Annotated in this window: 20 protein-coding genes; 9 read left to right on the top strand and 11 right to left on the bottom strand. The window is 43.3% G+C overall.

All coding sequences use genetic code 11. From position 1 onward, the window contains the following. Nucleotides 1-41 precede the first annotated feature (41 nt). From nifN to nifB, 11 genes are all read right to left on the bottom strand, one after another. The gene (nifN, locus tag AC5590_RS24675) at nt 42-1,388 is read right to left on the bottom strand and encodes a nitrogenase iron-molybdenum cofactor biosynthesis protein NifN (RefSeq protein WP_169266017.1); all 1,347 of its coding nucleotides are present in this window, start codon (nt 1,386-1,388) and stop codon (nt 42-44) included. Next, nucleotides 1,388-2,812: a nitrogenase iron-molybdenum cofactor biosynthesis protein NifE gene (gene nifE / locus AC5590_RS24670; protein ID WP_169266016.1), complete on the bottom strand. Its 1,425-nt coding sequence runs from the start codon at nt 2,810-2,812 to the stop codon at nt 1,388-1,390. Before nifE ends, nifN begins: the two co-directional genes overlap by 1 nt. Before the next feature lie 97 nt (nt 2,813-2,909). Further along, nucleotides 2,910-3,236: a Mo-dependent nitrogenase C-terminal domain-containing protein gene (locus AC5590_RS24665; RefSeq protein WP_169266015.1), complete on the bottom strand. Its 327-nt coding sequence runs from the start codon at nt 3,234-3,236 to the stop codon at nt 2,910-2,912. Between the two features lie 213 nt (nt 3,237-3,449). Beyond that, nucleotides 3,450-4,985 carry a nitrogenase molybdenum-iron protein subunit beta gene (gene nifK / locus AC5590_RS24660; RefSeq protein ID WP_169266014.1) on the bottom strand — a complete coding sequence of 512 codons (1,536 nt, stop codon included), beginning with the start codon at nt 4,983-4,985 and terminating at the stop codon, nt 3,450-3,452. A 167-nt stretch (nt 4,986-5,152) separates the two neighbouring features. Then, complete coding sequence (nifD, locus tag AC5590_RS24655) at nt 5,153-6,685, bottom strand: nitrogenase molybdenum-iron protein alpha chain (RefSeq protein ID WP_169266013.1); 1,533 nt, start codon at nt 6,683-6,685, stop codon at nt 5,153-5,155. A 132-nt stretch (nt 6,686-6,817) separates the two neighbouring features. Next, the gene (gene nifH, locus AC5590_RS24650; RefSeq protein WP_169266012.1) at nt 6,818-7,708 is read right to left on the bottom strand and encodes a nitrogenase iron protein; all 891 of its coding nucleotides are present in this window, start codon (nt 7,706-7,708) and stop codon (nt 6,818-6,820) included. A gap of 342 nt (nt 7,709-8,050) precedes the next feature. Continuing rightward, nucleotides 8,051-8,407, bottom strand: coding sequence for a group I truncated hemoglobin (locus AC5590_RS24645; protein ID WP_169266011.1), 357 nt, complete (start codon nt 8,405-8,407; stop codon nt 8,051-8,053). 211 nt (nt 8,408-8,618) lie between these two features. Continuing rightward, nucleotides 8,619-9,524 (bottom strand): Fe-S cluster assembly protein NifU, encoded by a 906-nt coding sequence (gene nifU, locus AC5590_RS24640; RefSeq protein WP_169266010.1) that lies wholly within the window; start codon nt 9,522-9,524, stop codon nt 8,619-8,621. 184 nt (nt 9,525-9,708) lie between these two features. Continuing rightward, entirely contained in the window at nt 9,709-10,923 is a 1,215-nt protein-coding gene (gene nifS / locus AC5590_RS24635; protein ID WP_169266009.1) for a cysteine desulfurase NifS, read from the bottom strand. A 268-nt stretch (nt 10,924-11,191) separates the two neighbouring features. After that, nucleotides 11,192-11,533 carry a DUF362 domain-containing protein gene (locus AC5590_RS24630; RefSeq protein ID WP_169266008.1) on the bottom strand — a complete coding sequence of 114 codons (342 nt, stop codon included), beginning with the start codon at nt 11,531-11,533 and terminating at the stop codon, nt 11,192-11,194. 200 nt (nt 11,534-11,733) lie between these two features. Beyond that, nucleotides 11,734-13,200, bottom strand: coding sequence for a nitrogenase cofactor biosynthesis protein NifB (nifB, locus tag AC5590_RS24625; protein WP_169266036.1), 1,467 nt, complete (start codon nt 13,198-13,200; stop codon nt 11,734-11,736). Nucleotides 13,201-14,093: 893 nt separating this feature from the next. On the opposite strand from nifB, the gene AC5590_RS24620 reads away from it, so the two are divergent. The 9 genes from AC5590_RS24620 (at nt 14,094) to AC5590_RS24580 (ending at nt 20,739) form a co-directional block, all read left to right on the top strand. Then, complete coding sequence (locus tag AC5590_RS24620) at nt 14,094-14,267, top strand: P-loop NTPase family protein (RefSeq protein WP_169266007.1); 174 nt, start codon at nt 14,094-14,096, stop codon at nt 14,265-14,267. Nucleotides 14,268-14,367: 100 nt separating this feature from the next. Beyond that, nucleotides 14,368-15,312: an NAD(P)-dependent alcohol dehydrogenase gene (locus AC5590_RS24615; RefSeq protein ID WP_169266006.1), complete on the top strand. Its 945-nt coding sequence runs from the start codon at nt 14,368-14,370 to the stop codon at nt 15,310-15,312. 658 nt (nt 15,313-15,970) lie between these two features. Further along, the gene (gene cysE / locus AC5590_RS24610; RefSeq protein WP_169266005.1) at nt 15,971-16,735 is read left to right on the top strand and encodes a serine O-acetyltransferase; all 765 of its coding nucleotides are present in this window, start codon (nt 15,971-15,973) and stop codon (nt 16,733-16,735) included. Nucleotides 16,736-16,737: 2 nt separating this feature from the next. Then, a complete protein-coding gene (locus AC5590_RS24605; protein ID WP_169266004.1) occupies nt 16,738-16,983 on the top strand; it encodes an Asr1405/Asl0597 family protein in 246 nt (81 codons plus the stop codon). Between the two features lie 307 nt (nt 16,984-17,290). Further along, nucleotides 17,291-17,488 carry a DUF2949 domain-containing protein gene (locus AC5590_RS24600; protein ID WP_169266003.1) on the top strand — a complete coding sequence of 66 codons (198 nt, stop codon included), beginning with the start codon at nt 17,291-17,293 and terminating at the stop codon, nt 17,486-17,488. A gap of 531 nt (nt 17,489-18,019) precedes the next feature. After that, entirely contained in the window at nt 18,020-19,159 is a 1,140-nt protein-coding gene (gene nifV / locus AC5590_RS24595; protein ID WP_169266002.1) for a homocitrate synthase, read from the top strand. Further along, on the top strand, nt 19,143-19,424 hold the full coding sequence (locus AC5590_RS24590) for a nitrogen fixation protein NifZ (RefSeq protein ID WP_169266001.1): 282 nt from the start codon (nt 19,143-19,145) through the stop codon (nt 19,422-19,424). The genes nifV and AC5590_RS24590 overlap by 17 nt, the downstream gene beginning before the upstream one ends. 84 nt (nt 19,425-19,508) lie before the next feature. Continuing rightward, on the top strand, nt 19,509-19,712 hold the full coding sequence (nifT, locus tag AC5590_RS24585) for a putative nitrogen fixation protein NifT (protein WP_169266000.1): 204 nt from the start codon (nt 19,509-19,511) through the stop codon (nt 19,710-19,712). Between the two features lie 463 nt (nt 19,713-20,175). Continuing rightward, nucleotides 20,176-20,739, top strand: a complete 564-nt coding sequence (locus AC5590_RS24580) for a (2Fe-2S) ferredoxin domain-containing protein (protein ID WP_169265999.1) — start codon at nt 20,176-20,178, stop codon at nt 20,737-20,739. Nucleotides 20,740-20,899 lie beyond the last annotated feature (160 nt).

The raw sequence follows: 20,899 nt of genomic DNA, 5'->3' as shown, positions 1-20,899 counted from the left end.
TACGACAACTCATAATTCATAACTCATAATTTATTTACAAGTTAAATTTCGGAACTCAAAATATTGAAACTTCCAGAGTGCTGAATCCTAGCTTCCTCAGCCTGCAAGAAAATGTTTCCAATATCAAACAAAACCTGCATTGTACCTCGGTAGCCAACTTTAGTAAATAGACCATTACCCACGCGGTCAAAAATAGGAAACCCTTGACGATAAACAGGAATTCCTAATCGATTTGCGACAGCTACTGTGTGGGAGTTACCAATGAGCAGGTCAGATGTAGGTGCGAGTTGCTCAAAGTCTTCCAAATCACCGATGGTGACACTATTAATAGGAAGTTTTTCTAGCAAGGGGGAGCGAGTCGTCGTTACCGCTGCATGAATTTCAGCACCCATTGATTTTAGAAAATACACTGTTGACCAGAGTAAATCTGGTTCCAGCGCTAGGGACACTCGTTTGCAACCAAAGTAAAAGTGAGTGTCGAGCATGGCATCTTGCAACTGACGGCGCTGGCGGCGGTATTTTTCTGGTACACTGGTACCACTTAAATCTGCCAATGCTTGCAAGAAATTATCCACTGGTTCTAATCCAGTCAGTTCACCAAACACCTCATAGGGAATGCTAAAGCGCTCATGCAAAATTTGCGCCGCACTCCGCATACTCTCACCAAAAGCTAAGGTGAATACAGAATTACCAATCTCGCGCAGTTCTGTTATGCTTGTCCCACAAGCTGTGATAGCACTGTAAGAATCTTCTAAATGACCATCTAGTGAAGCAGAAAGATCAGGAACAACAATCGGCTTCAATCCAAAAGCCGTGATAATCTCTTTTATCTCCTCCACATCTCCAGGCGTGAAAGCAGAACTCGGCAAAATCGCTACTTGTGTGGGAGAAGGGTTTGGGTTGTCACTTTTTTGGGCAAGTTCCTTAACGATGCTCTCAACAGCAGCAGCATACCCATCCTGCAATGTGCCCTTAAAATCAGGAGACGATACTAATACAATCGGTAGATGATTGAGTTCTGGATGGCGATCGCGGACTTGCTTAAGAAATCGCGGCATATCATCGCCTCTGGTTTCTGTCAGTGCAGTCGTACACAAACCAATGATTTCTGGCTTTGACTTCTCGGCTAACGTAACAATAGCCTGTTCTACATTCTCCTCCCCACCCAAGATGGTGCTAACTTCCATCATTGCTGTGGTAGAAAGGGGAATCGACTCACAAAAATGCTTCACCAACATGGATTTGGCAAAAGCAGTACAGCCTTGGGAACCGTGGAATACAGGTATCATTCCCTTTAAGCCTAACAACGCTAAAGCAGCACCCAAAGGTTGACTCAGCTTGAAAGAATTAACAGCAACTGATGAGTTTGTCACAGTCACAATCGCCATCAATGCACCTCCTGTAGAACAGAAGAGGAAGAAACTGGTTGCTCAACAGATTCAGCAACTTCCCACGGTGCGGGTTTGCGTACTTGCTGCCAAACAGGGCTATAAACAGCTTCGTACAGTTCTCGTGCCATTTCCACCATTCCTTCATAGCCTGCATACGGATGATGGCGTTCTTGGTTGATGTGTAGAAAAGGAATCCGAGCTTTCAAAGCGGTGTATTGATTGCGACCTCCAGCAATCAACATATCAGCGTTCTTTTCCTTGATGATCCGTAGCAGCTCCTTAGGACTTTCTTGTTCTAGCATGATGCCATCCTGACCGAGCAACTTCTTGATTCGGGCTTTGTCTTCCTCAGTACTCTTTCTTGTACTTGTAGCAACAACTTCCATCCCCAAGTCCTTAGCTGCCGAGATAATCGACCAACTCTTGACACCACCAGTATAAAGAACAACTCTTTTGCCTTTGAGTTTCTCGCGATAGGGAGCCAAAGCGACATCCAAAGCAGCAGTTTCTTCAGCAATGAGCTTTTCTGTACGCTCTTGTAAATCGGGATCATCTAACTTTGCAGCAACATTCCGCAGACAACGGTTCATGTCTTCTACACCGTAGAAAGACTCTTCAATGTAGGGGATGCCATAGCGCTCTTCCATTTTTGTCGCCATATTCAGCAGCGCTTTTGAGCAAATCATCACGTTGAGCTTGGCACGGTGAGCGTAACAGATTTCGTTGTAACGCCCATCACCTGTCATTTTCGCCAAAACTCGAATACCTAATTTCTCAAGCAGTCGCACGACATTCCACATTTCCCCCGCAACATTGTACTCACCAATGAGGTTGATGTCTAATGGTGTGGTGAATTCAGGCTCGGCTGTACCCACAACGTAATCAAGCAAAGCTTCACCAGCAAGACGGTTACCAAAATTCTTACTACCAATAAATCCTGGTGCATTGACAGGAATCACAGGAGTTCCTGTTTTGTTGGCAGCAGCTTTACAAACAGCATCTATATCATCACCAATTAAGGCAGTGACACAGGTGGAGTAGACAAAAACTGCAGTTGGTTTGTAGCGATTTTGTACTTCCAGAATTGCTTTGTACAGCTTCTTTTCGCCACCGAAGATCACATCGGTTTCATCCAAATCAGTGGTAAAACCTGTTTTGTACAGCACAGGACCAGAGGAAAGACTACCACGACTTCCCCAAGAGTTACCAGAGCAGGCGATCGGTCCGTGAACCAAATGAGCAGCATCCGTAATGGGTACTAAAGCAATCATTGCACCATCAAAGGCACAACCCCCTTGAGCAGCTCCCGGCTTGGGTTGTTGCGCGCAGGATTTGTTTTTCTTGTCTCCATGCTTGCTTTGATTGTGTTCGCACCCAGGTTGAGTGAGCAACTCGTTAATTTTACTTTGGGTGATTTTCATTTTTCTCTTTTATTGGGATCAAAAATGGGTAATACTTTGTTAATAGTTAATACTCAATGAATTGAGTATTAACTAGAAAATATAGATTTTGAACTCATTAGCAAATGTATTTTGTTACATCTTCTCCACACTCATCAGATAAGTAAGATAATGCTCGAAAACGCAATCCGACAAAATTGTCATACAAAGGATTGAGTTTACACAGTGGCGGAATATGAAAAGTACGTCCAAATAATCTCAGATTTCGCTCAAAGGGGCAACAGCAAGGAATTATTTGGCAACAAAGATGAGCAAGCCGAGCATTTTTTACTTGAAACCCATCCACCAGACGACGCAAAAGATATAAAATATCAAATGAGCCTGGTTTTCTAGAAATAGGTGAATGGTGTTCCTGGTGATTATGAGTGTGAGTTATAGTTTTCATATTACATTACTCCATAACTCAAGAAAAAGGTAAAAGGAATTGGTAAGAAAGATTAGGAATTGAGCGTGGGATTATTTTAGTTTTTAGTTGTTAATTGTTAGTTCTTTTTCTAAAAAATAACCGCTAACTACTAACTACTAACCACTAACGAATACCTTAATCCTTCTGCCTTTTCCTTTTCCTTTGTTAGCACGTCGCAGGTGAATACAATTCCTAACGAATCAAGTCGTAGGAAATATCTGTCTTAGAAGGAATGTTTGTGGTGCGATCAATTTCCTCGAAGATTGTATTCACAATCCAGTTGAGCAAGTTGATTATACCTTGATAGCCGATGGTAGAGTAGCGGTGCAGGTGGTGGCGGTCCATGATGGGGTAGCCAATTCTCACGAGGGGAATCTTGGTGTCGCGCCACAGGTACTTACCGTAGGTGTTACCGATGAGCAAGTCTACAGGTTCGGTGAACAGCAAAGAACGCATGTGCCACAGGTCTTTACCAGGCCAAACAGTAGCACTCTTACCATTAGGGCTAGAATCCAGCAACTCTTTGATTTCTTTCTCAAAGTTTTCATTGCTGTTGTGAACAAGGATATGCACGGGTTCAGCACCCATTTCCAGCATGAAGCCTACCATAGAGTACACGAGATCAGGCTCACCGTAGATAGCGAAGCGCTTGCCGTGAACCCATGCATGGGAGTCAGTCATCGCATCGACTGCCCGACCGCGTTCAATTTCCAGTTCTTCGGGAATGGGTTTACCAGTCAGTTCACTGAGTTTCATCAACAACTCATCAGTACCCTTAATACCCCAAGGACGAGAAACGACAACTTCTTGCTTCCATTCTTTTTGAATGTATTCGCGGGTCTTGGCAGTAGAGTGTGCTTGTAAAGCAACAGTTGCTTTCGCATTAATTGAATCTGCAGCTTCTTCCAAGGGAGTACCGCCTGGGTACATATCAAACTCACCTGTGTTGGGTGAATCCAGATAGTCGCTGTTATCTGCCAGTATCGTGTAATCGATACCCATCAGATTACACATCCGCTTGATTTCCCGGTTGTTACCAACATAGGTGTCAAAACCAGGGATGAAGTTGATTTTGCCATTGCTGGTTTCTTTCTTCTTACCTGCAGTCAGGTTAGAAAGAATACCCTTCATCATGTTGTCGTAGCCTGTGATGTGGGAACCAACAAAGCTAGGAGTGTGAGCAAAGGGCACTGGGAAATCTTGAGGAACTGCACCAGCTTTTTTGGCGTTGTTGATGAAAGCCTGTAAGTCATCACCGATAACTTCTGCCATACAGGTGGTGCAGACAGCGATCATCTTCGGCTTGTACAGTTGGTAGGAGTTTGTCAAGCCGTCAATCATGTTTTGCAGTCCACCAAATACCGCTGCGTCTTCTGTCATGGAAGAAGATACGCCAGAAAACGGTTCTTTGTAGTGACGAGTTAAGTGGGTGCGGAAGTAAGCAACGCAACCTTGGGAACCTTGGACAAAAGGTAGAGTACCTTCAAAACCAACAGCAGCGAAGATTGCGCCCAATGGTTGGCAACCTTTAGCAGGGTTAACGGTCAATGCTTCACGAGCGAAGTTCTTTTCACGATACTCCCAACTCTTGGTCCATTCTGCAACCCTTTTTACTTCTTCAGGGTCGTGTCCGTTTTCAAACTCTTTCTTGTTTTGAAATAGCTGTTGGTACTCTGGCTGGTGGAATAGCTCCACGTGGTCTTGAATTTTCTCCGGATTCTGAGGCATTTCTCTATCTCCAAGCGAGCTAGTGGGTTGGTTAATTGTGGTTTAGTTCCCAGGCTGAGCCTGGGAATGCCTAGGCTGAGGCATAGCCTCACGAATCTTGTTTGCTACGGAGGAGGTACAGCCTCCCCGAATGCGTCACCAGGCTTAGCCTGGTAACGAGGTATTCCTTAGGCGACAGCCTTAGCTTCAGCCTTAGCCTCAGCTTTAGCTTTCTTGCTCCAAGGAGCGCCGATTAATCCCCAGGTGGGGCTGTTGAGTGCTAGATCCATGTCGCGAGCAAAGATAGCGAAGCCATCATAACCGTGATAAGGACCGGAGTAATCCCAAGAGTGCATTTGACGGAAAGGAAGACCCATCTTTTGGAAGACATACTTCTCTTTCACACCAGAAGCGACGAGGTCGGGCTTGAGTGCTTTGATGAACTCCTCGAACTCGTAAGCAGTAACGTCATCGAAAACGATGGTACCGTTTTCAATGTAGTTGGTGGTACGTTTGTAGTCGTCATTATGAGCAAACTCATAACCTGTACCAATCATTCTCATTCCCAAATCTTGGAAAGCGGGAACAACGTGGCGAGGACGCAAACCACCAACCATCATGGCAACAGTTTTGCCTTCCAAGCCTGGACGATACTTGGCAACGATTTCATCCATCACTGGCTGGTACTTGGCGATGATCTTCTCAGCGTTTTCTTGGATCTTCTCGTCAAACTTGGAAGCGATTTCCCGTAAGGATGCAGCAATCTTGGTAGGACCAAAGAAGTTGTATTCCAACCAGGGTATACCGTAAGCTTCTTCCATGTGACGGCTGATGTAGTTCATCGACCGGTAACAGTGAATCAGGTTCATCTTGACGTTTGGTGTCTGCATCATCTCGTTGATGGTGCCATCACCTGACCACTGGGCGACTACGCGCAAGCCGAGTTCTTCTAACAGGATGCGGCTAGCCCAAGCATCACCACCGATGTTGTAGTCACCGATGATTGCGACATCGTAAGGAGTAGACTCGAATTGCAGCTTGCCTTCTTTTTTTTCTTTGTCAGATCTGGTGAACACCCAGTCACGAACCATGTCGTTCGCAATGTGGTGACCGAGGGATTGAGAAACACCCCGGAAGCCTTCGCAACGCACGGGAACAACAGGCTTGTCAATCTCTTTGGATGATTTTCTGGCGACAGCTTCAATGTCATCCCCAATCAGACCGACAGGACATTCAGATTGAATTGAGACACCACGGTTGAGGGGGAAGGGTACTTCGAGTTCTTCGATTAGTTTTATGAGTTTTTTGTCACCGCCGAAGACGATATCCCGTTCTTGGAAGTCAGAAGTGAAGTGCATGGTGCCAAAGGTGTCAACACCTGTGGTGCCGATGTAGTAGTTACGACGACCAGACCAAGACCAGTAACCGCAACCGACAGGACCGTGGCTGATGTGGATCATGTCCTTAATTGGACCCCAGACCACACCTTTAGAACCAGCGTAAGCACAACCACGAGCGGTCATCACACCAGGAAGAGATTTGACGTTGGACTTAACGCCGCAGTCGGACTTGCCTTCTTCGTATACGTTTATATGCTTTTCCCGCTTTTTCTTAGCTTTGTCGGGGTAAGCGTCTAGAACTTCTTTAACTACTTGTTTTCTTTGTTCTACGAGCGCTTTTGGATCTTGCTCGGAAGATTTTTTGTCATCTGTATATGTCATAGTGTTCCTTGCTGGTGAATTACTGATGAGAAGGAAGGATGAAGAGTGAAGAGTGAAGAGTGAACCATTTATATTTCATTCTTTATTCTTCTGTCTTCAAAGGTGGGCTGCTTGCCCACCCTAGGGCATTGCTTACTTGGCAGTAGCTTCTGCAGGTTTGCCAATGATTTCTGCGTGCTTGCTATCGTCGTCGAGGATACCGAACTCTACGAGTAGGGCTTCTAACTCGTCCATTTCAATAGGTGTAGGAATGGTGAGCTTGGTGTTGTTGATGACCTTCTTAGCTAATGCGCGGTATTCGTTACCTTGGTCGCTGTCAGGTGCGTACTCGTTGACGGTCATCCGACGCAATTCTGCGTGTTGAACGATGTTGTCACGAGGTACAAAGTGGATCATCTGGGTGTTCAACCGTTCCGCCAGGGTTTCGATGAGTTCGATTTCCCGGTCAACTTTACGGCTGTTACAAATCAGACCAGCCAAGCGCACGCCACCAGAGTGAGCATACTTGAGAATACCGCGAGCGATGTTGTTAGCAGCGTACATCGCCATCATTTCACCAGAGGTCACAATATAGATTTCTTGTGCCTTACCTTCACGGATAGGCATAGCGAAACCACCGCAGACAACGTCACCCAACACGTCGTAGGAGACGAAGTCTAAGTCTTGGTAAGCACCGTTTTCTTCCAAGAAGTTGATGGCGGTGATAATACCACGACCGGCGCAACCTACACCAGGCTCAGGACCACCAGATTCCACGCACTTAACACCACGGAAGCCGGTGAGCAACACTTCTTCGATTTCTAAATCTTCTACTGCGCCCCGCTCAGCGGCGAGGTGAAGCACGGTGGTTTGGGCTTTGCTGTGCAGCATTAAACGGGTAGAGTCTGCTTTTGGGTCGCAACCCACAATCATGATGCGCTGACCCATTTCTGCCATAGCGGCAAGGGTGTTTTGGGAGGTGGTAGATTTACCGATACCGCCTTTACCGTAGAATGCTATCTGTCTGATTTTATCCTCGGACATGATGAGTTTTCTCCTGCAATTAGATTGCTAATTAATTGGTTGGTTTGGTGGGTCTTTGCTTTTTGTGAGTCACGCCTATTAGAATTACAGCGTTGACTGTGTGTAGAACGAATCAGGTGGCATTGGCACTATGTGCCCGCCGGTGGCGATCGCTCTACCCCTGAAACTATCCAAAGCAAGAACATCATTTATCCTCGTTAAATTTGGTTGGGACTTTCTTTACAAATGCATCCGAATATGCATAAACCTGAAACACCAAGTAAGACTTGACCCTCGCTACTCAAACATTCAAAATTCAGTTCTGTTTTTGAAGGAGCGAATTTTGAATTCGTAGCTTTGACATCACTTGTTCAAAATAGCGTCCTTCAAACTTGAGACGCGAGCAAGTGCAGCGTTTGTGTCCTCTGACGACACTCCACGCTGAGCTAGTGACTCACCAAGGTGCTTTGCAATCGCATCGAAGTGTTGTTGCTGTAGATTCATACCCGTGTGTACTTTTTCCATTTGACGACCCGTGTATTGGTTTGGACCGTCAAAGATCTGAGAGAATAAAGCAGCTTGATGACGACGCTGTTTGTCCAAATCTGTATTAGCGAAAAAGTGATTAAGGGTGTTGTCAGCCATGATGCGTTTGTAGAAATCATCCACTATTTGCTCAATACCCTGTTGTCCACCAAGTTGGTCGAATAATGTGCTCATATCCTTTTCCTTTGAAGCGAGTTGGTTGGATACTGAAATTCGCGCACTTGAGCGCTAAAAACCTTCACTCTTGTTACTCAAAGCTAGTGAATTTAGCTGTCAGTTTTTAGTAGAACTCAAGGGTTGATAAGGAAGACAATGATATGAGTCAAATCCTACTTGGTGTTTCAGGGTAATGCATATTACAGTAGAATTGTAAAGTGCGTAAGTCTTAAAGCAATGATGGCTCAACCGCTTCTACGACAAGGTCTTTGCTCACGCGATCGCGCAATCTAGATTCAATTGCAATCTTAAGTGTTGCTGTGCTAGAAGAACACGAACCACATGCACCTTGGAGCAGAACTTTTACAGAATCACCATCTACGTCGTACAGTTCTACGTCTCCGCCATCGGCTATGAGAACGGGTCTGACTTCTTCATCTAAGACTTTTTGAATCAGTGCAATTTTCTGCACTGGTGTCAGAGGTTTTTCGGCTTGCTGACTAGCCGTATTCTTTTTCAAGGAATTACCTGAAGGGGCAGCAGATTCTTGCCGTACAGATTCTATTATATCATCAATCGTTGCCAAACAAGATCCGCATCCGCCACCTGCTTTGACATAATTTGTGACTTCTTCGGCGGTGGTGAGATTATTTTCTCTAATCACACGCTTAATTTTTGTATCGCTAATGCCAAAACAAGTGCAAACTAGCGCTCCTTCATCATCGTCTTCATGAACTTCGGGAGCAATACCTCGGTAATTATAGATAGCTGCTTCTAGCGCTTCTTGTCCCATCACCGAGCAATGCATCTTTGCTTGTGGTAATCCGCCAAGATAGTCGGCAATCTCTTTGTTAGTTACCTTGAGGGCTTCGTCTAGGGTTGAACCCTGGATTAAATCTACCAAAGCTTCAGAAGATGCGATCGCACTCGTACAGCCAAAGGTTTGATAACGAGCTTCGAGGATTTTTTCAGTTGTTTCCTCAACTTTCAAGTGAAGTCTCAGGGCATCTCCACAAGCAATGCTACCGACTTCTCCAACAGCAACTTTGATTCCAGGTTCTGTAGAGTCTTCTAATTCCCCTTGATTTTTGGGATTGTAGAAGAGATCCATCACTTTATCTGTATAGTCCCACATAGCCGATTTCAGATTTGTTGATTTTGAACATTGGATTGGATTATTGGAAAGTTGGGGGGTAGGGAGCTTTCTCTCGAAAAGGCAGGACGCAAGGGAGATAAAGAGTTAATGTCCGGCGGATTCTTCCTCTCCCTCTGGTGGGTTTTCCCTGTTCCTATGCTTCCTGTTTTCTCCCTTCTGTTCCTCATCTGCCTACACCAAGCACTGATTTTTCTTGTTGTTGCAGCCAACCGACATTATCATTCTTGAAGGGTGAGAGGGCACGTAGACGCTCTATAATATCAGGCATAATTGCCAGAACTGCATCAATTTCGGCTTCTGTTGTGTAACGGCAAAGGCTGAAGCGAATGGAACCATGCAAAATGGTGTAGGGTAAGCCCATTGCTCGCAGAACATGAGAGGGTTCCAAAGAGCCAGAACTGCAAGCAGAACCGGATGAAGCACAAATGTTGTGTTTGTTTAGGTGGAGAAGAATTGCTTCACCTTCAATATATTTGAAACCAATGTTGGTGGTGTTTGGTAATCTGTTTGCTGGATCACCATTGACTTCGCAGTTGGGAATTGTGTTGATCAGAGTTTGCTCAAGGCGATCGCGTAACTGCTTCTCTCTGGCTGTCGCTTCTTCAAGATGTAATAATTCTAGTTCAGCTGCTTTGCCTAAAGCAACAACTCCTGGAACATTTTCTGTTCCTGCTCTTCTACCGCGCTGTTGTCCTCCGCCGATAATCATGGGACGGAACCGAACTCCGCGTCGTAGATACAATGCACCAATTCCTTTGGGTGCATGCATTTTATGACCAGATAGAGTGAGCATATCAATGGTGCTCGTCTTCATATTCATGGGAATTTTACCCACAGCTTGCACCGCATCGACATGGAAGAGTGCGCCACTTTCTTTTACGCGCAACCCAATCTGCTCAATTGGGAAAACCGTACCGGTTTCGTTATTGGCATACATAATTGTCACTAGGGCAGTATTGCCTGTCAATGAGGCTTCCAGTTCATTTAAATCCAACTGCCCTTGACGATTCACTGATAGATAGGTGACAGAATAACCTTGAGTTTCCAGCTGTTGGCAGACATTCAGCACTGCTGGGTGTTCGACTTGTGTCGTGATAATGTGTCGCTTTTGGGGTTGTGCCAAAAGCGCTGCACGAATAGCGGCGTTATCTCCCTCAGTTCCTCCACTGGTAAAGATAATTTCTGATTCCTCAGCACCCAACAAAGCAGCCACTTGTTCTCGTGCAAGTCTTACTGCTTTACCAACTTGCCCACCAAAGGTGTGCATACTGGAGGGATTGCCGTAATAATCGCTGAAGTAGGGCAGCATCGCCTCTACAATTGCTGGATCTACCTTGGTGGTGGCGTTATTGTCTAGATATATGCAGTCTTTGTGCATTGCTTCCAATTTAATTTGATTACAACCAAAAATTTCTGAAAATCTGTATAAGATATCCGTTGAACAGTTATCAGTGAACAGTGAAGGAGTCAGGAGGAGGCTGCGCGTTGGACGGGTTTCCCGGCTTGTAGACGCCGGAGGGCTTCCCGCAGGGTAGCGCCTGCCGTTCAGGAGTCAGAAGTCGCAATTCTTTTTTTCTTGCTTCTGAATACTGAATTCAGAATTGCTGAATTCTTCTTCAAACTGATAACTGTTTACTGGTTCAAGCTTAGACTTTTGATGTTTGACGTTTCTGAATTTGCTCAGAAAATTTTTGGGAATATAAGTTAAACCAGTTGTCCCAATATTCTTCTTTTTTTGTTAGTTTTGTTATGAGTTTATTGTAAGTGGTAAACCAAGACTCCCAGTAATCCCCACGTTCTTTGACGCAACCATCGCAGGTGGGACAACCAGCCGCACACTGAGGGACACTGTAAGTCGTATTATCACAGTTTGTGCATAGGTTAGGATCAATCCAGTGACGACCGTCAACTATTTTGACTGCACCAGTGGGACAGGCAGAAAGACATAATTTGCAGGAAATGCACTTGCTGGTAATTTTATAAGTCATGACTATTCCCCTTATTATCTTATAAATTGTGGATTGGGAATTGGGTAGTGAGTACTAAATATTGGGTAATGGGGAGAAGGAAAAGTGAAAAGTTAAAAGTTAAAAATTCCTCAGATTTCTAACTTTTGACTTTCGACCCTATCCTTCAATAAGCTGCCCAACGACGTCTAGGCTTCACTCAAGGGCATGCTTTTGGTCTTTTAGTTCCCTTGTTCCTGAAGGTATTGCTGATAAAATTCTAAAGCAACTGTCTCGATCACATCGTAGGATTCAACCGTCTGAATTCCGAGTTGTTGCAATTTTTCTTTGGGACTGTCACCCATTTTAGAGACCAATACTGCTTTGCAATCAGCTATTGTTTGAATGATATTTTCTAGAGTGGCTTTCTCGCCGTATCCGCCTTGACAATAGTGGTCAACTTTTCGATGTCCAACAAAAGAAACTTTATTGGCATCAACTTCATAAATCTGGAATTCCTTGGCATGACCAAAGTGTTGGTTAACCAATCCACCACCTTTAGTGGCGACTGCAACTAAGATTGGACTGCTTTCTACAGATGCGCCATTGCTTGTTTCTACAGCAGTGAGAGCCTTTTCTTTGGCTGCTTTGAGTTCTTCTTTAAACTTCTCAATGCCTGCATGAACTTCTTGACGTTTTTCTAGGTCGTATTCTGAAGTCATTTCCATGAATTTATCCTTAGTAAATTCCTGGCTGCGATCTTCACCCAAAAGACCGACTGCATCAGCACGACACTGACGGCAATGACGCATCATCTTCATGTTACCAGCGCAATTATCTTGCACAACCTTCACTTCTTTTGGTGTGGGACCGCGCTGACCAGTTAATCCAAAGTGGGTGCCGTGTTCTGGTGCAGAAATCAGCGGCATAATATTGTGAAGGAATGCGCCTTTGGAGCGAATGACCTGATTCACCTCTGTCAGGTGCTGATCATTAATACCCGGAATCATCACCGAGTTGACTTTGCACAAAATGTCAGCTTCTTTAAGGGCTTGCAATCCTTCCATCTGCTTTTCGTGCAGAATTTTTGCTCCTTCGATGCCTCTATAACGCTTGCGGTTGTAGTGAACCCAAGAATAAATTTTTGCCCCGATTTCTGGGTCTATCATGTTAATAGTCATAGTAACATGATCTATGTTGAGTTGTTTGATGCGATCAACGTACTCAGGCAGCATTAAACCGTTAGTTGACAGACAAAGCTTAATATCTGGCGCTTTTTCTGCAATCAACTCAAAAGTGCGGAAAGTTTTCTCTGGATTTGCTAATGGATCGCCAGGACCTGCAATTCCCAACACGGTTAATTGAGGAATCTTGCCTGCAATTACTAAAGCTTTGTGTGCTGCTTCTTCTGGGGTCAGCAATTCACTCACCACTCCAGGACGACTCTCGTTAGCGCAGTCGTATTTACGATTGCAGTAGTTGCATTGAATATTGCAAGCAGGGGCAACTGCAACGTGCAACCTTGCATAGTGGTGATGGGCTTCTTCACTGTAGCAGGGATGCTGGGCAATCCGTTGTTTGAGCTTTTCCTCCATTTCCACAGTGGCGCTGCTATCATCGTTGCATCCGCCGCAACCGCTGGATTTTGCTTTGGTTGGAGTGGATTCTGTTACTACTGGCGTAACGAGTCCTGTAAACTGTTGTGTCATTGAATTTCGCAAAAGGTCAGGTACTAACGTTGCCACCGTGGAAGATGCCATAGCCACTCTGTTGAGTTAAGAATCGAAGCCGCGTCTTGTATTGCGCTGTTTACCCAAAGTTTTCAAGGGCTGGTAGTGTGTCAACGCTTTTTGACTTAAGGGCGATCGCGTAAAGGCGCGACTTCTGTTCACAGGGGCATGGTGCTATCTCATCCCTCCACTCACTCACTGCGCTGTTTTTTGTTTGCGCTTTAAGTGTTGGCGATATAAGTTTTATATCAGTTGTCTTGAATAAGGGCAGCGCTTGTGTTCTGGATAGAATTTATTGGATTGATTAGACTTGTACTCAATACTAAAAACCTTTACCCTTTATGCATTTGAGGAGTCACAAAATTTTTTTCCAGGTAGGGGTACTAGAATTTTTCAGTTGAGGTTCGAGTATTTATGGAAGTGGGGACAAGTATTTCTGTACTCATACAAAAACCAATCCCTGCAAGGACTTGAGCGCAATCTTAGCTTTTTTTTCGGTTTTTCACCTTGTACTCAAAGGGTGGTGAAATAATACCTAGAGCACTGCCTGAAGAGAAAGAGATTTTGATTTTGGAAATCTGGAGCAGATCAAGGAGCGCTACTCCAGAAATTTGCGAAATTCAATTCTGTATACAGAATATCATTCTTTGGGAAGAAAAAATGCTATTTAAGTTTTTTTTAATATTTAGTTGGTATGCTGATCTTTACTAGATATTGATAGGCTTTCCCTGATGAATTTCGGCTAGCTTTCAGGCGTAATCAAGAAAAAGAAGGTTTCTTACCCAGTTGATTTGACCGATTAATAGAATAATATCTCAACTAACGGAGTTTGAACAAGTGGAATCTGGAATAAAGATATCTTTGAACATAACTTGGTCTTAAGTCAAGAAAATCATGATTATTGGTTCTGGAGTCGTCCTGGCATTTTGGAAAAACTGAGCCAGCTAACACCGCGATCGCAAGTTATTGTTCTGCGTTCACCAAAAGCAGTCAGGCAGTTTTTACAAGACATTCCTCGTTCTTTGGCTTCGCCAGAGAATGCCTAAGAGATGTTGGGTGAAAAGCTACCAACACCATACTCTCGTTACACTGAGAAAAAATATTGTCCTAATTCTGCCCAAAAATCAGGGTACCAAGAGTAAAACTATGAAAGCAGTGGTTATCCGTCGATATGGCTCCCCGGAGGTGTTTGAGTACGAAGATGTAGAACCTCCGAAAATTAAACCGAATCAGTTACTTGTCAAAGTTCATGCGGCTTGCGTTAATCCTGTTGATTGGAAAATGCGCAAAGGAATGTTGAAATTTATCACGGGTAACAAATTTCCCATGATTATAGGGTTTGATTTGTCGGGAGAAGTGATAGAAGTTGGTTCTCAAGTTACGCAATTTAAGTCCGGAGATGCTATATACGGCTCTATTAGTCCATTGGGAGGAGCTTATGCAGAATTTGCAGCCGTTCCAGAAAATAATGCTGCTCTTAAACCAACAAACATGACTTATGAAGAAGCAGCTTCTGTCCCCGTAGCCGCACTCACTGCACTGCAAGGGCTGCGAGACTTGGGGAAGATTCAGCCAAATCAAAGCGTTCTTGTGAATGGCGGTTCTGGTGGTGTGGGTATTTTTGGAGTACAAATTGCTAAGGCGTATGGTGCACAAGTAACCGCAGTTTGCAGTACAAAAAACATTGATTTCGTAAAATCTTTGGGAGCAGATCGCATTATTGACTATACACAACAAGACTTCACCCAAGAATTAGGGCAGTACGACATCATTTTGGATGCAGTTGCTAAGCAGTCCTTTTCTGGTTGTAAACAAGCTCTAAAACCCAATGGAATTTACGTGACGACACTCCCCAGCCTTGAAAGCTTTGTCCAGATTATTTTGACAGCGCTGATTCCTGGTAAAAAAGCAACATTTATCCTTGAAAGACCTGATACTCAGGACTTAGTTTACCTAAAAGAGTTGATTGAGACTGGTAAAATGCGCTCAGTGATTGATCGCACCTACCCTCTACAAGAACTCGCCGCCGCTCATACATATAGCGAAACAGAGCGAGCAGTAGGTAAAATTGCTATTACTGTTGCCAATTAATGTGTGGAACTTTTGTGGGAATTCTTAAAATAACAGTCGAAAATTGTACTAGATAAGCCTGCATTTGCAGGTTTTTTCATTTCGAGAAGATGCAGAAAATGCATAAAAATATTGCTTTTTCTTATATAAAACACTCAAAATTCTTATCTAAAGGGATAAAATAGATTTAACCGTTAATCAAACTACAATTCTACATACACAAAATAGTATCTGTACTTACAGATAAAAACCATCAGATCAAATAGTAAAACTTGTCTTTTTTCAATTGTAGGAATATTATAATAAATAGTAATTGCATATACAGAACTTTTGTATATAGCTCTTTCGTCTTATGTCTGAGTACAGATGAAATCTTGTTAATTTATGCGAAAATATCTTGCCTAAACAGCAGAAAAGTCTTATGGCAAGCCAATTTCTATTGAGTACAAAAATACTTAGTCCTCTCCCCCATAAATTCAAGTACCCCGATCCTGGAAATACTAGTACCCCTACCCCAAGACAAATTTTAAATTTGCATTAAATCAAGGTTCACACACACTTGAGTACAGCTTTAATCAATTCAATAAATTCAATCGGCGTTAGAGACACAGCCATCTTTGCAAACACCTGATATAAGCAGAGAATATAGCACACCGCTATTTTCATTCCTGCAAAACTGATGCAACAGCCCCTCGACTATATCAGGAATTTAAAAATTGCAAAAATGCTGGGCGGCGATTCCCACCCGCTTTTTGCTATGCTTTCTGGCGTTTCTTTTGAGGCGTTATTAAGTGATTTTCGCATCATATTTGAGCGAGATCCAGCAGCACGCAATTGGCTGGAGGTACTGTTTTGTTACCCTGGATTCCATGCACTATCTTTGCACCGGCTTGCTCATTGGTTGCACAGTCGTGGAGTGGTTTTTATCCCCCGCTTGATTTCTCACTTAGGACGGTTTCTGACAGGAATTGAAATTCATCCGGGTGCGGAGATTGGCAAGGGTGTGTTTATCGACCACGGTATGGGTGTTGTCATTGGCGAAACTGCTATCGTTGGCGACAATACGCTGATTTACCAAGGTGTCACCCTTGGTGGAACAGGAAAACAAAGTGGTAAGCGCCATCCTACCTTGGGGAAAAACGTCGTTGTAGGGGCGGGTGCAAAAGTTTTGGGCAATATTGAGATTGGCGACCGCGTCCGCATCGGTGCAGGTTCCATTGTTTTACGCGATGTTCCACCAGATTCCACTGTTGTGGGAGTTCCAGGACGGATTGTTTCTCGCAAGCAAAATGAACAGCTCTCTCCCCTAGAACACGCAAAACTACCCGATTTAGAAGCGAGTGTCATTCGTTCTTTGCTCGAACGTATTGAGCAACTCGAACAAAAGCTAGAAACCTTTACAAATCAGAAAACGGAAAAAGAATTGGTGATAAAGGAACGTTAACTATGTTGCAATCGTGTAGTTTCCAAGCCTCAGGCGAGCATATTGTGCAGATCCCCGTGAGCGATCGCAGGCAAATCTGTCACCGCTTGCAAGAATTAATGATCAACTGTTGGTGTCATCCTGATGGTTCTTTGCGGGTACAAGTGAATAGTTGTCTGACAGCTATTCTTGTCCGCAGTACCGTACTGCAATTTATGGGAAGTCGCCAAGAATTAATCGATTGGCTAGAAAAATGTTGGCAGGTTTAAATTTTTGACGATTTTCATTTGAGATCAGCAAGCCTGAAAACAGGCGTGAGGTGTGAAAAGAAGTATGAAGGGTTAGGTTGACGTTCAGATGTTAAAATTTTTCTTTTACCCTACTAGTACACGGGGCGCATCAATAAAGCACCCATTCAAAATCAACCAAAAGCTTACATCATAAGCATTTTGACTTTTGACTTTTGACGAACGCCAGCGGTACGGGGGTTTCTCCCGCCCTGGGAAAGTATCTGTAGCGTCTACATCCTTTATCCTTAAACCTTTATACTTTATAGTTTTGGTAAAACTTTTTCTTATGGCAAACCATCAAACTCATGTAAAATTTATTGATTTTTTAGAAAAGGAATTTGCACTTTCAACTATGGACATTTCTGTAGCATTACGTAAACATGAGTTAGATAATAGTCCTTTATCAATGCTTCTTTGGCAGTATGGCTTAGTTGATATAGAACAGCTAGAGCGCATTTTAGATTGGCTAGAAGACCAAAGTTAAACAATTCAAATTTTAGCTGATAAAAATCAGCACCAATCATTAAAATATTCAAAACTTAAGAAGACTGTATAAATTCCAATGTGCGGTCAAAATGACGATCTACAAATCCTGAATAACTTTAGGAGGATGTGACGATGATTTCTACCTTAATAGCCGGATTGAGCATTTTAGTGTTTTCCGGACTTGCGAATACGTATCTCAGTCATATGCTATTTGGTGAGACAGAAACCCCACCAGATAATAACAATTTGTAGTTGATACCAAATTCTTGTTTGATGGCATACAGATAGAGCAAGAATTATCAACTATGAATAGTAATATTTGGGCGAAAAGTCAAAATACAAAAATCAGAATATTCCTAAAATTCACGGAATAGATTTGACAACACAAGAGTGATTCATCTCCGTGTAAATTTACTTGCATTGGATTCCAGATAAACCGAAATCACCAAAAAAAGATTCTCGGTTCTGGTTCCAATTAGTCTGAGTTCAATGCTTGTCATCATTCATCATTTTCTCAGAGGTTTTTAAGATGAATCAAGTCCTGGTAAATGACACAACACTACGCGACGGCGAACAAGCAGCAGGAGTAGCCTTCAACTTACAAGAGAAAGTCGCGATCGCCAAATTTCTCGATACCATCGGCGTTCATGAGTTGGAAGTCGGTATTCCGGCGATGGGTGAGGAAGAAACACGAGCGATATCAGCAATTACTCAGTTAGATTTGCAAGCCAAACTGCTTGGCTGGAATCGCGCTGTCATTTCTGATATTCAAGCTTCCATAGCTTGCGGTTTGAAGCGAGTGCATATCGCTATTCCCGTTTCTGGAATCCAAATCGCTGCTAAATTTCATGGTCAGTGGCGAGTCACTCTGCAACAATTGAGAGATAGCATTAACTTTGCTCTTGATAAAGGTCTTTGGGTGTCGGTAGGAGGAGAAGATTCTTCTAGAGCTGATGAAAACTTCCTTCTCGATGTTGCGCAATATGCCCAAGAATGGGGTGCATCACGGTTTCGTTTTTGTGACACAGTAGGCATTCTCGACCCCTTCAGCACATACACTAAAGTCAAAAGATTAGTATCGGCTTTAGTCATTCCCGTAGAAATTCACACTCACAATGATTTTGGCTTGGCAACTGCCAACGCTCTTGCTGGTCTTAAAGCTGGAGCCTTATCAGTCAATACTACAGTGAACGGGTTAGGCGAAAGAGCCGGAAATGCAGCTTTAGAAGAAGTTGTCATGGCTCTTAAACGTATATACGGCGTTAATTTGGGTATTGAAACCCCTCGTTTATTAGAACTGTCTCGACTTGTTGCGGCTGCATCAGGATCTCATGTACCACCTTGGAAGGCAATTGTTGGTGAGAATGCCTTTGCCCACGAAGCTGGTATTCATGCTCACGGCGTACTGCAAAACCCCACCACTTACGAGCCGTTTGCTCCCCAAGAAGTAGGCTGGGAGCGGCGTTTGGTTGTGGGTAAGCATTCTGGTCGGCATTTATTATCTAGTATCCTGCAAGAGCATGGTATTTTTCTGAGTTCACAAGAAACTCAATCTGTTTTAGATGCGGTAAGACAAGAATCAGTAGAGAAAAAACGCAGTTTAACCGTGCAAGAACTGTTGGATTTAGTACAAGAACAACAGAGGTATTCACATGCGACCATCAGATGAAGTAGAACTAGAAGAACCACCAGCTTTTAACATTGGTGATAAAGTCCGATTGCGTAAAGTTATTAAGAACGATGGCACTTTTCCTGGTCAAGAGATTGGAGTTATCTTAGCGACAAAAGGAGATACTGGCTACGTTGCTAGTATAGGCACTTATTTACAAAGATCCTATATCTATGCAGTCCATTTTTTGGACAAAGGATTTGTCATAGGTTGTCTCAAAAAAGAATTAGAACTTGTTGAGAAAGGGCAAGAAATGACTGAGTAAGTCTCATAAACTTATTTTTCTGAACAGAAAATCAGACATTTCTCAAATACATTAATCTCAACACTAGGAAGCGGTAAAATTCTTATGAAAGTCATGCTGCGTCAAAATGATGCTGGAAACTTGGTCGTCTACGTTGCCAAGAAAGACCTTGAAGAAGAAGTTGTCAAACAAACTGAAGGACCAGAAGGCAAAATTTTGACCTTAGCAAATGGCTGGGAATTAGCATTTACTAACTTGCCAGAATTGGTAGATTTACCTCAGACTGTAGAAGCTAAACGCCTCTCCTAGCTTAGCACCAAGCCTCTTGCAAAATTAAGAGGGAATAGGGAAGAAGGGAGGTAGTGTTTCTTTCATTCGTTGCCAGCGTGTAACCGCGTACGAGTTTAAGGCTGAGATCTTGCACTTGTGCCAACAACCGCCTAGGGTTTAAACCCTAGTCTCATAGTCAAAGTCGTCTTTAGACGACTGCATAAGCCTTTGAGTCTACTTTAAGAGACTTGAAGTGTGAGCCTCCCAATTGATTCCGAGGCGGACGAGGTTGCGTTCTTGAGAATAGTGCAAAATGTCAGTTAAAACGGACTCAAAGACTTACCCAGTCCGTTTTAACGGACTTGGACTTTGAGCCAAGAAATTTATTTCTTGGCGTTCTTGGTGGACAAAAATAAGAAAGCAAGATCTAAGTATTACGATTATCTGTTTCCACTTACTTAAAAAAGACAACCCACACAAAAAATCCACTGATTAAAAAAACATGGGTCATCATTACTTAAAATTATCTGAATTTAACCTCGAAGGACAATTCCTGAGCTTTGTTGGTGATAGCCCAGGCAAATCCAAATACTTACAACTGGCGTTAGAATCCGAGGATGTACAAATCAAAATTCCTAAAGAATTACGTAAACACCTCAATTTATCTCTAATTCCTGGCGAGCAAATTCGTGTATTTGGTATCAGTAAGCTAGACACCCAAACAGGCGAAGTCAAACTAAAAGCTTTTAGCATAGCACCACTTAATTTTTGTTCGACTCAAAAAACACCCGTTCAACAACACAAACGTGCTCCTAAGGCAAAGATTTTAACCTGCCAAAAATCTGGCTGTGTCAAGCGTGGTGCAAAAAATTACTTGTCAGAATTAGAAAAGATTTTGTCCATTCGCGGTTTATCAGATCAAGTCATCATTGAGCGCACTAGTTGTTTAAAATGTTGTAAAAACGCACCGAATTTGATTTTGCAAATTGGGACAAAAGAATATAAGAATCTTCATCCAGAGGCGATCGTCTCTTTACTGGAAGATTATTTGGTATCAAATCCGTGAGCAACTGAATGATAGCAATCGGTTCAGAACCCCGACTTCATAAGAGTTGTCGGGGTTCTTGTTTGTTCATGGCAAATGGGATAAAAAAGCTTAAACCTCACCCTAGCTTGAATCGGCGCTAAAATCTTTCCCTCTCCTTTATAAGGAGAGGGATGCCCGA

Origin of the sequence: Brasilonema octagenarum UFV-OR1, assembly GCF_963888615.1 — a bacterium.
GTDB lineage: Bacteria > Cyanobacteriota > Cyanobacteriia > Cyanobacteriales > Nostocaceae > Brasilonema > Brasilonema sennae.
Note: the sequence above shows the minus strand (reverse complement) of the source record. Positions and strands in the feature narration are given on the sequence as shown.

Excerpts from the sequence above, each read along its gene's own strand:
- nifN (WP_169266017.1), bottom strand. The coding sequence starts at position 1,388 with ATGGCGATTGTGACTGTGACAAACTCATCAGTTGCTGTTAATTCTTTC.
- nifE (WP_169266016.1), bottom strand. The coding sequence starts at position 2,812 with ATGAAAATCACCCAAAGTAAAATTAACGAGTTGCTCACTCAACCTGGG.
- AC5590_RS24665 (WP_169266015.1), bottom strand. The coding sequence starts at position 3,236 with ATGAAAACTATAACTCACACTCATAATCACCAGGAACACCATTCACCT.
- nifK (WP_169266014.1), bottom strand. The coding sequence starts at position 4,985 with ATGCCTCAGAATCCGGAGAAAATTCAAGACCACGTGGAGCTATTCCAC.
- nifD (WP_169266013.1), bottom strand. The coding sequence starts at position 6,685 with ATGACATATACAGATGACAAAAAATCTTCCGAGCAAGATCCAAAAGCG.
- nifH (WP_169266012.1), bottom strand. The coding sequence starts at position 7,708 with ATGTCCGAGGATAAAATCAGACAGATAGCATTCTACGGTAAAGGCGGT.
- AC5590_RS24645 (WP_169266011.1), bottom strand. The coding sequence starts at position 8,407 with ATGAGCACATTATTCGACCAACTTGGTGGACAACAGGGTATTGAGCAA.
- nifU (WP_169266010.1), bottom strand. The coding sequence starts at position 9,524 with ATGTGGGACTATACAGATAAAGTGATGGATCTCTTCTACAATCCCAAA.
- nifS (WP_169266009.1), bottom strand. The coding sequence starts at position 10,923 with ATGCACAAAGACTGCATATATCTAGACAATAACGCCACCACCAAGGTA.
- AC5590_RS24630 (WP_169266008.1), bottom strand. The coding sequence starts at position 11,533 with ATGACTTATAAAATTACCAGCAAGTGCATTTCCTGCAAATTATGTCTT.
- nifB (WP_169266036.1), bottom strand. The coding sequence starts at position 13,200 with ATGACACAACAGTTTACAGGACTCGTTACGCCAGTAGTAACAGAATCC.
- AC5590_RS24615 (WP_169266006.1), top strand. The coding sequence starts at position 14,368 with ATGAAAGCAGTGGTTATCCGTCGATATGGCTCCCCGGAGGTGTTTGAG.
- cysE (WP_169266005.1), top strand. The coding sequence starts at position 15,971 with ATGCAACAGCCCCTCGACTATATCAGGAATTTAAAAATTGCAAAAATG.
- AC5590_RS24605 (WP_169266004.1), top strand. The coding sequence starts at position 16,738 with ATGTTGCAATCGTGTAGTTTCCAAGCCTCAGGCGAGCATATTGTGCAG.
- AC5590_RS24600 (WP_169266003.1), top strand. The coding sequence starts at position 17,291 with ATGGCAAACCATCAAACTCATGTAAAATTTATTGATTTTTTAGAAAAG.
- nifV (WP_169266002.1), top strand. The coding sequence starts at position 18,020 with ATGAATCAAGTCCTGGTAAATGACACAACACTACGCGACGGCGAACAA.
- AC5590_RS24590 (WP_169266001.1), top strand. The coding sequence starts at position 19,143 with ATGCGACCATCAGATGAAGTAGAACTAGAAGAACCACCAGCTTTTAAC.
- nifT (WP_169266000.1), top strand. The coding sequence starts at position 19,509 with ATGAAAGTCATGCTGCGTCAAAATGATGCTGGAAACTTGGTCGTCTAC.
- AC5590_RS24580 (WP_169265999.1), top strand. The coding sequence starts at position 20,176 with ATGGGTCATCATTACTTAAAATTATCTGAATTTAACCTCGAAGGACAA.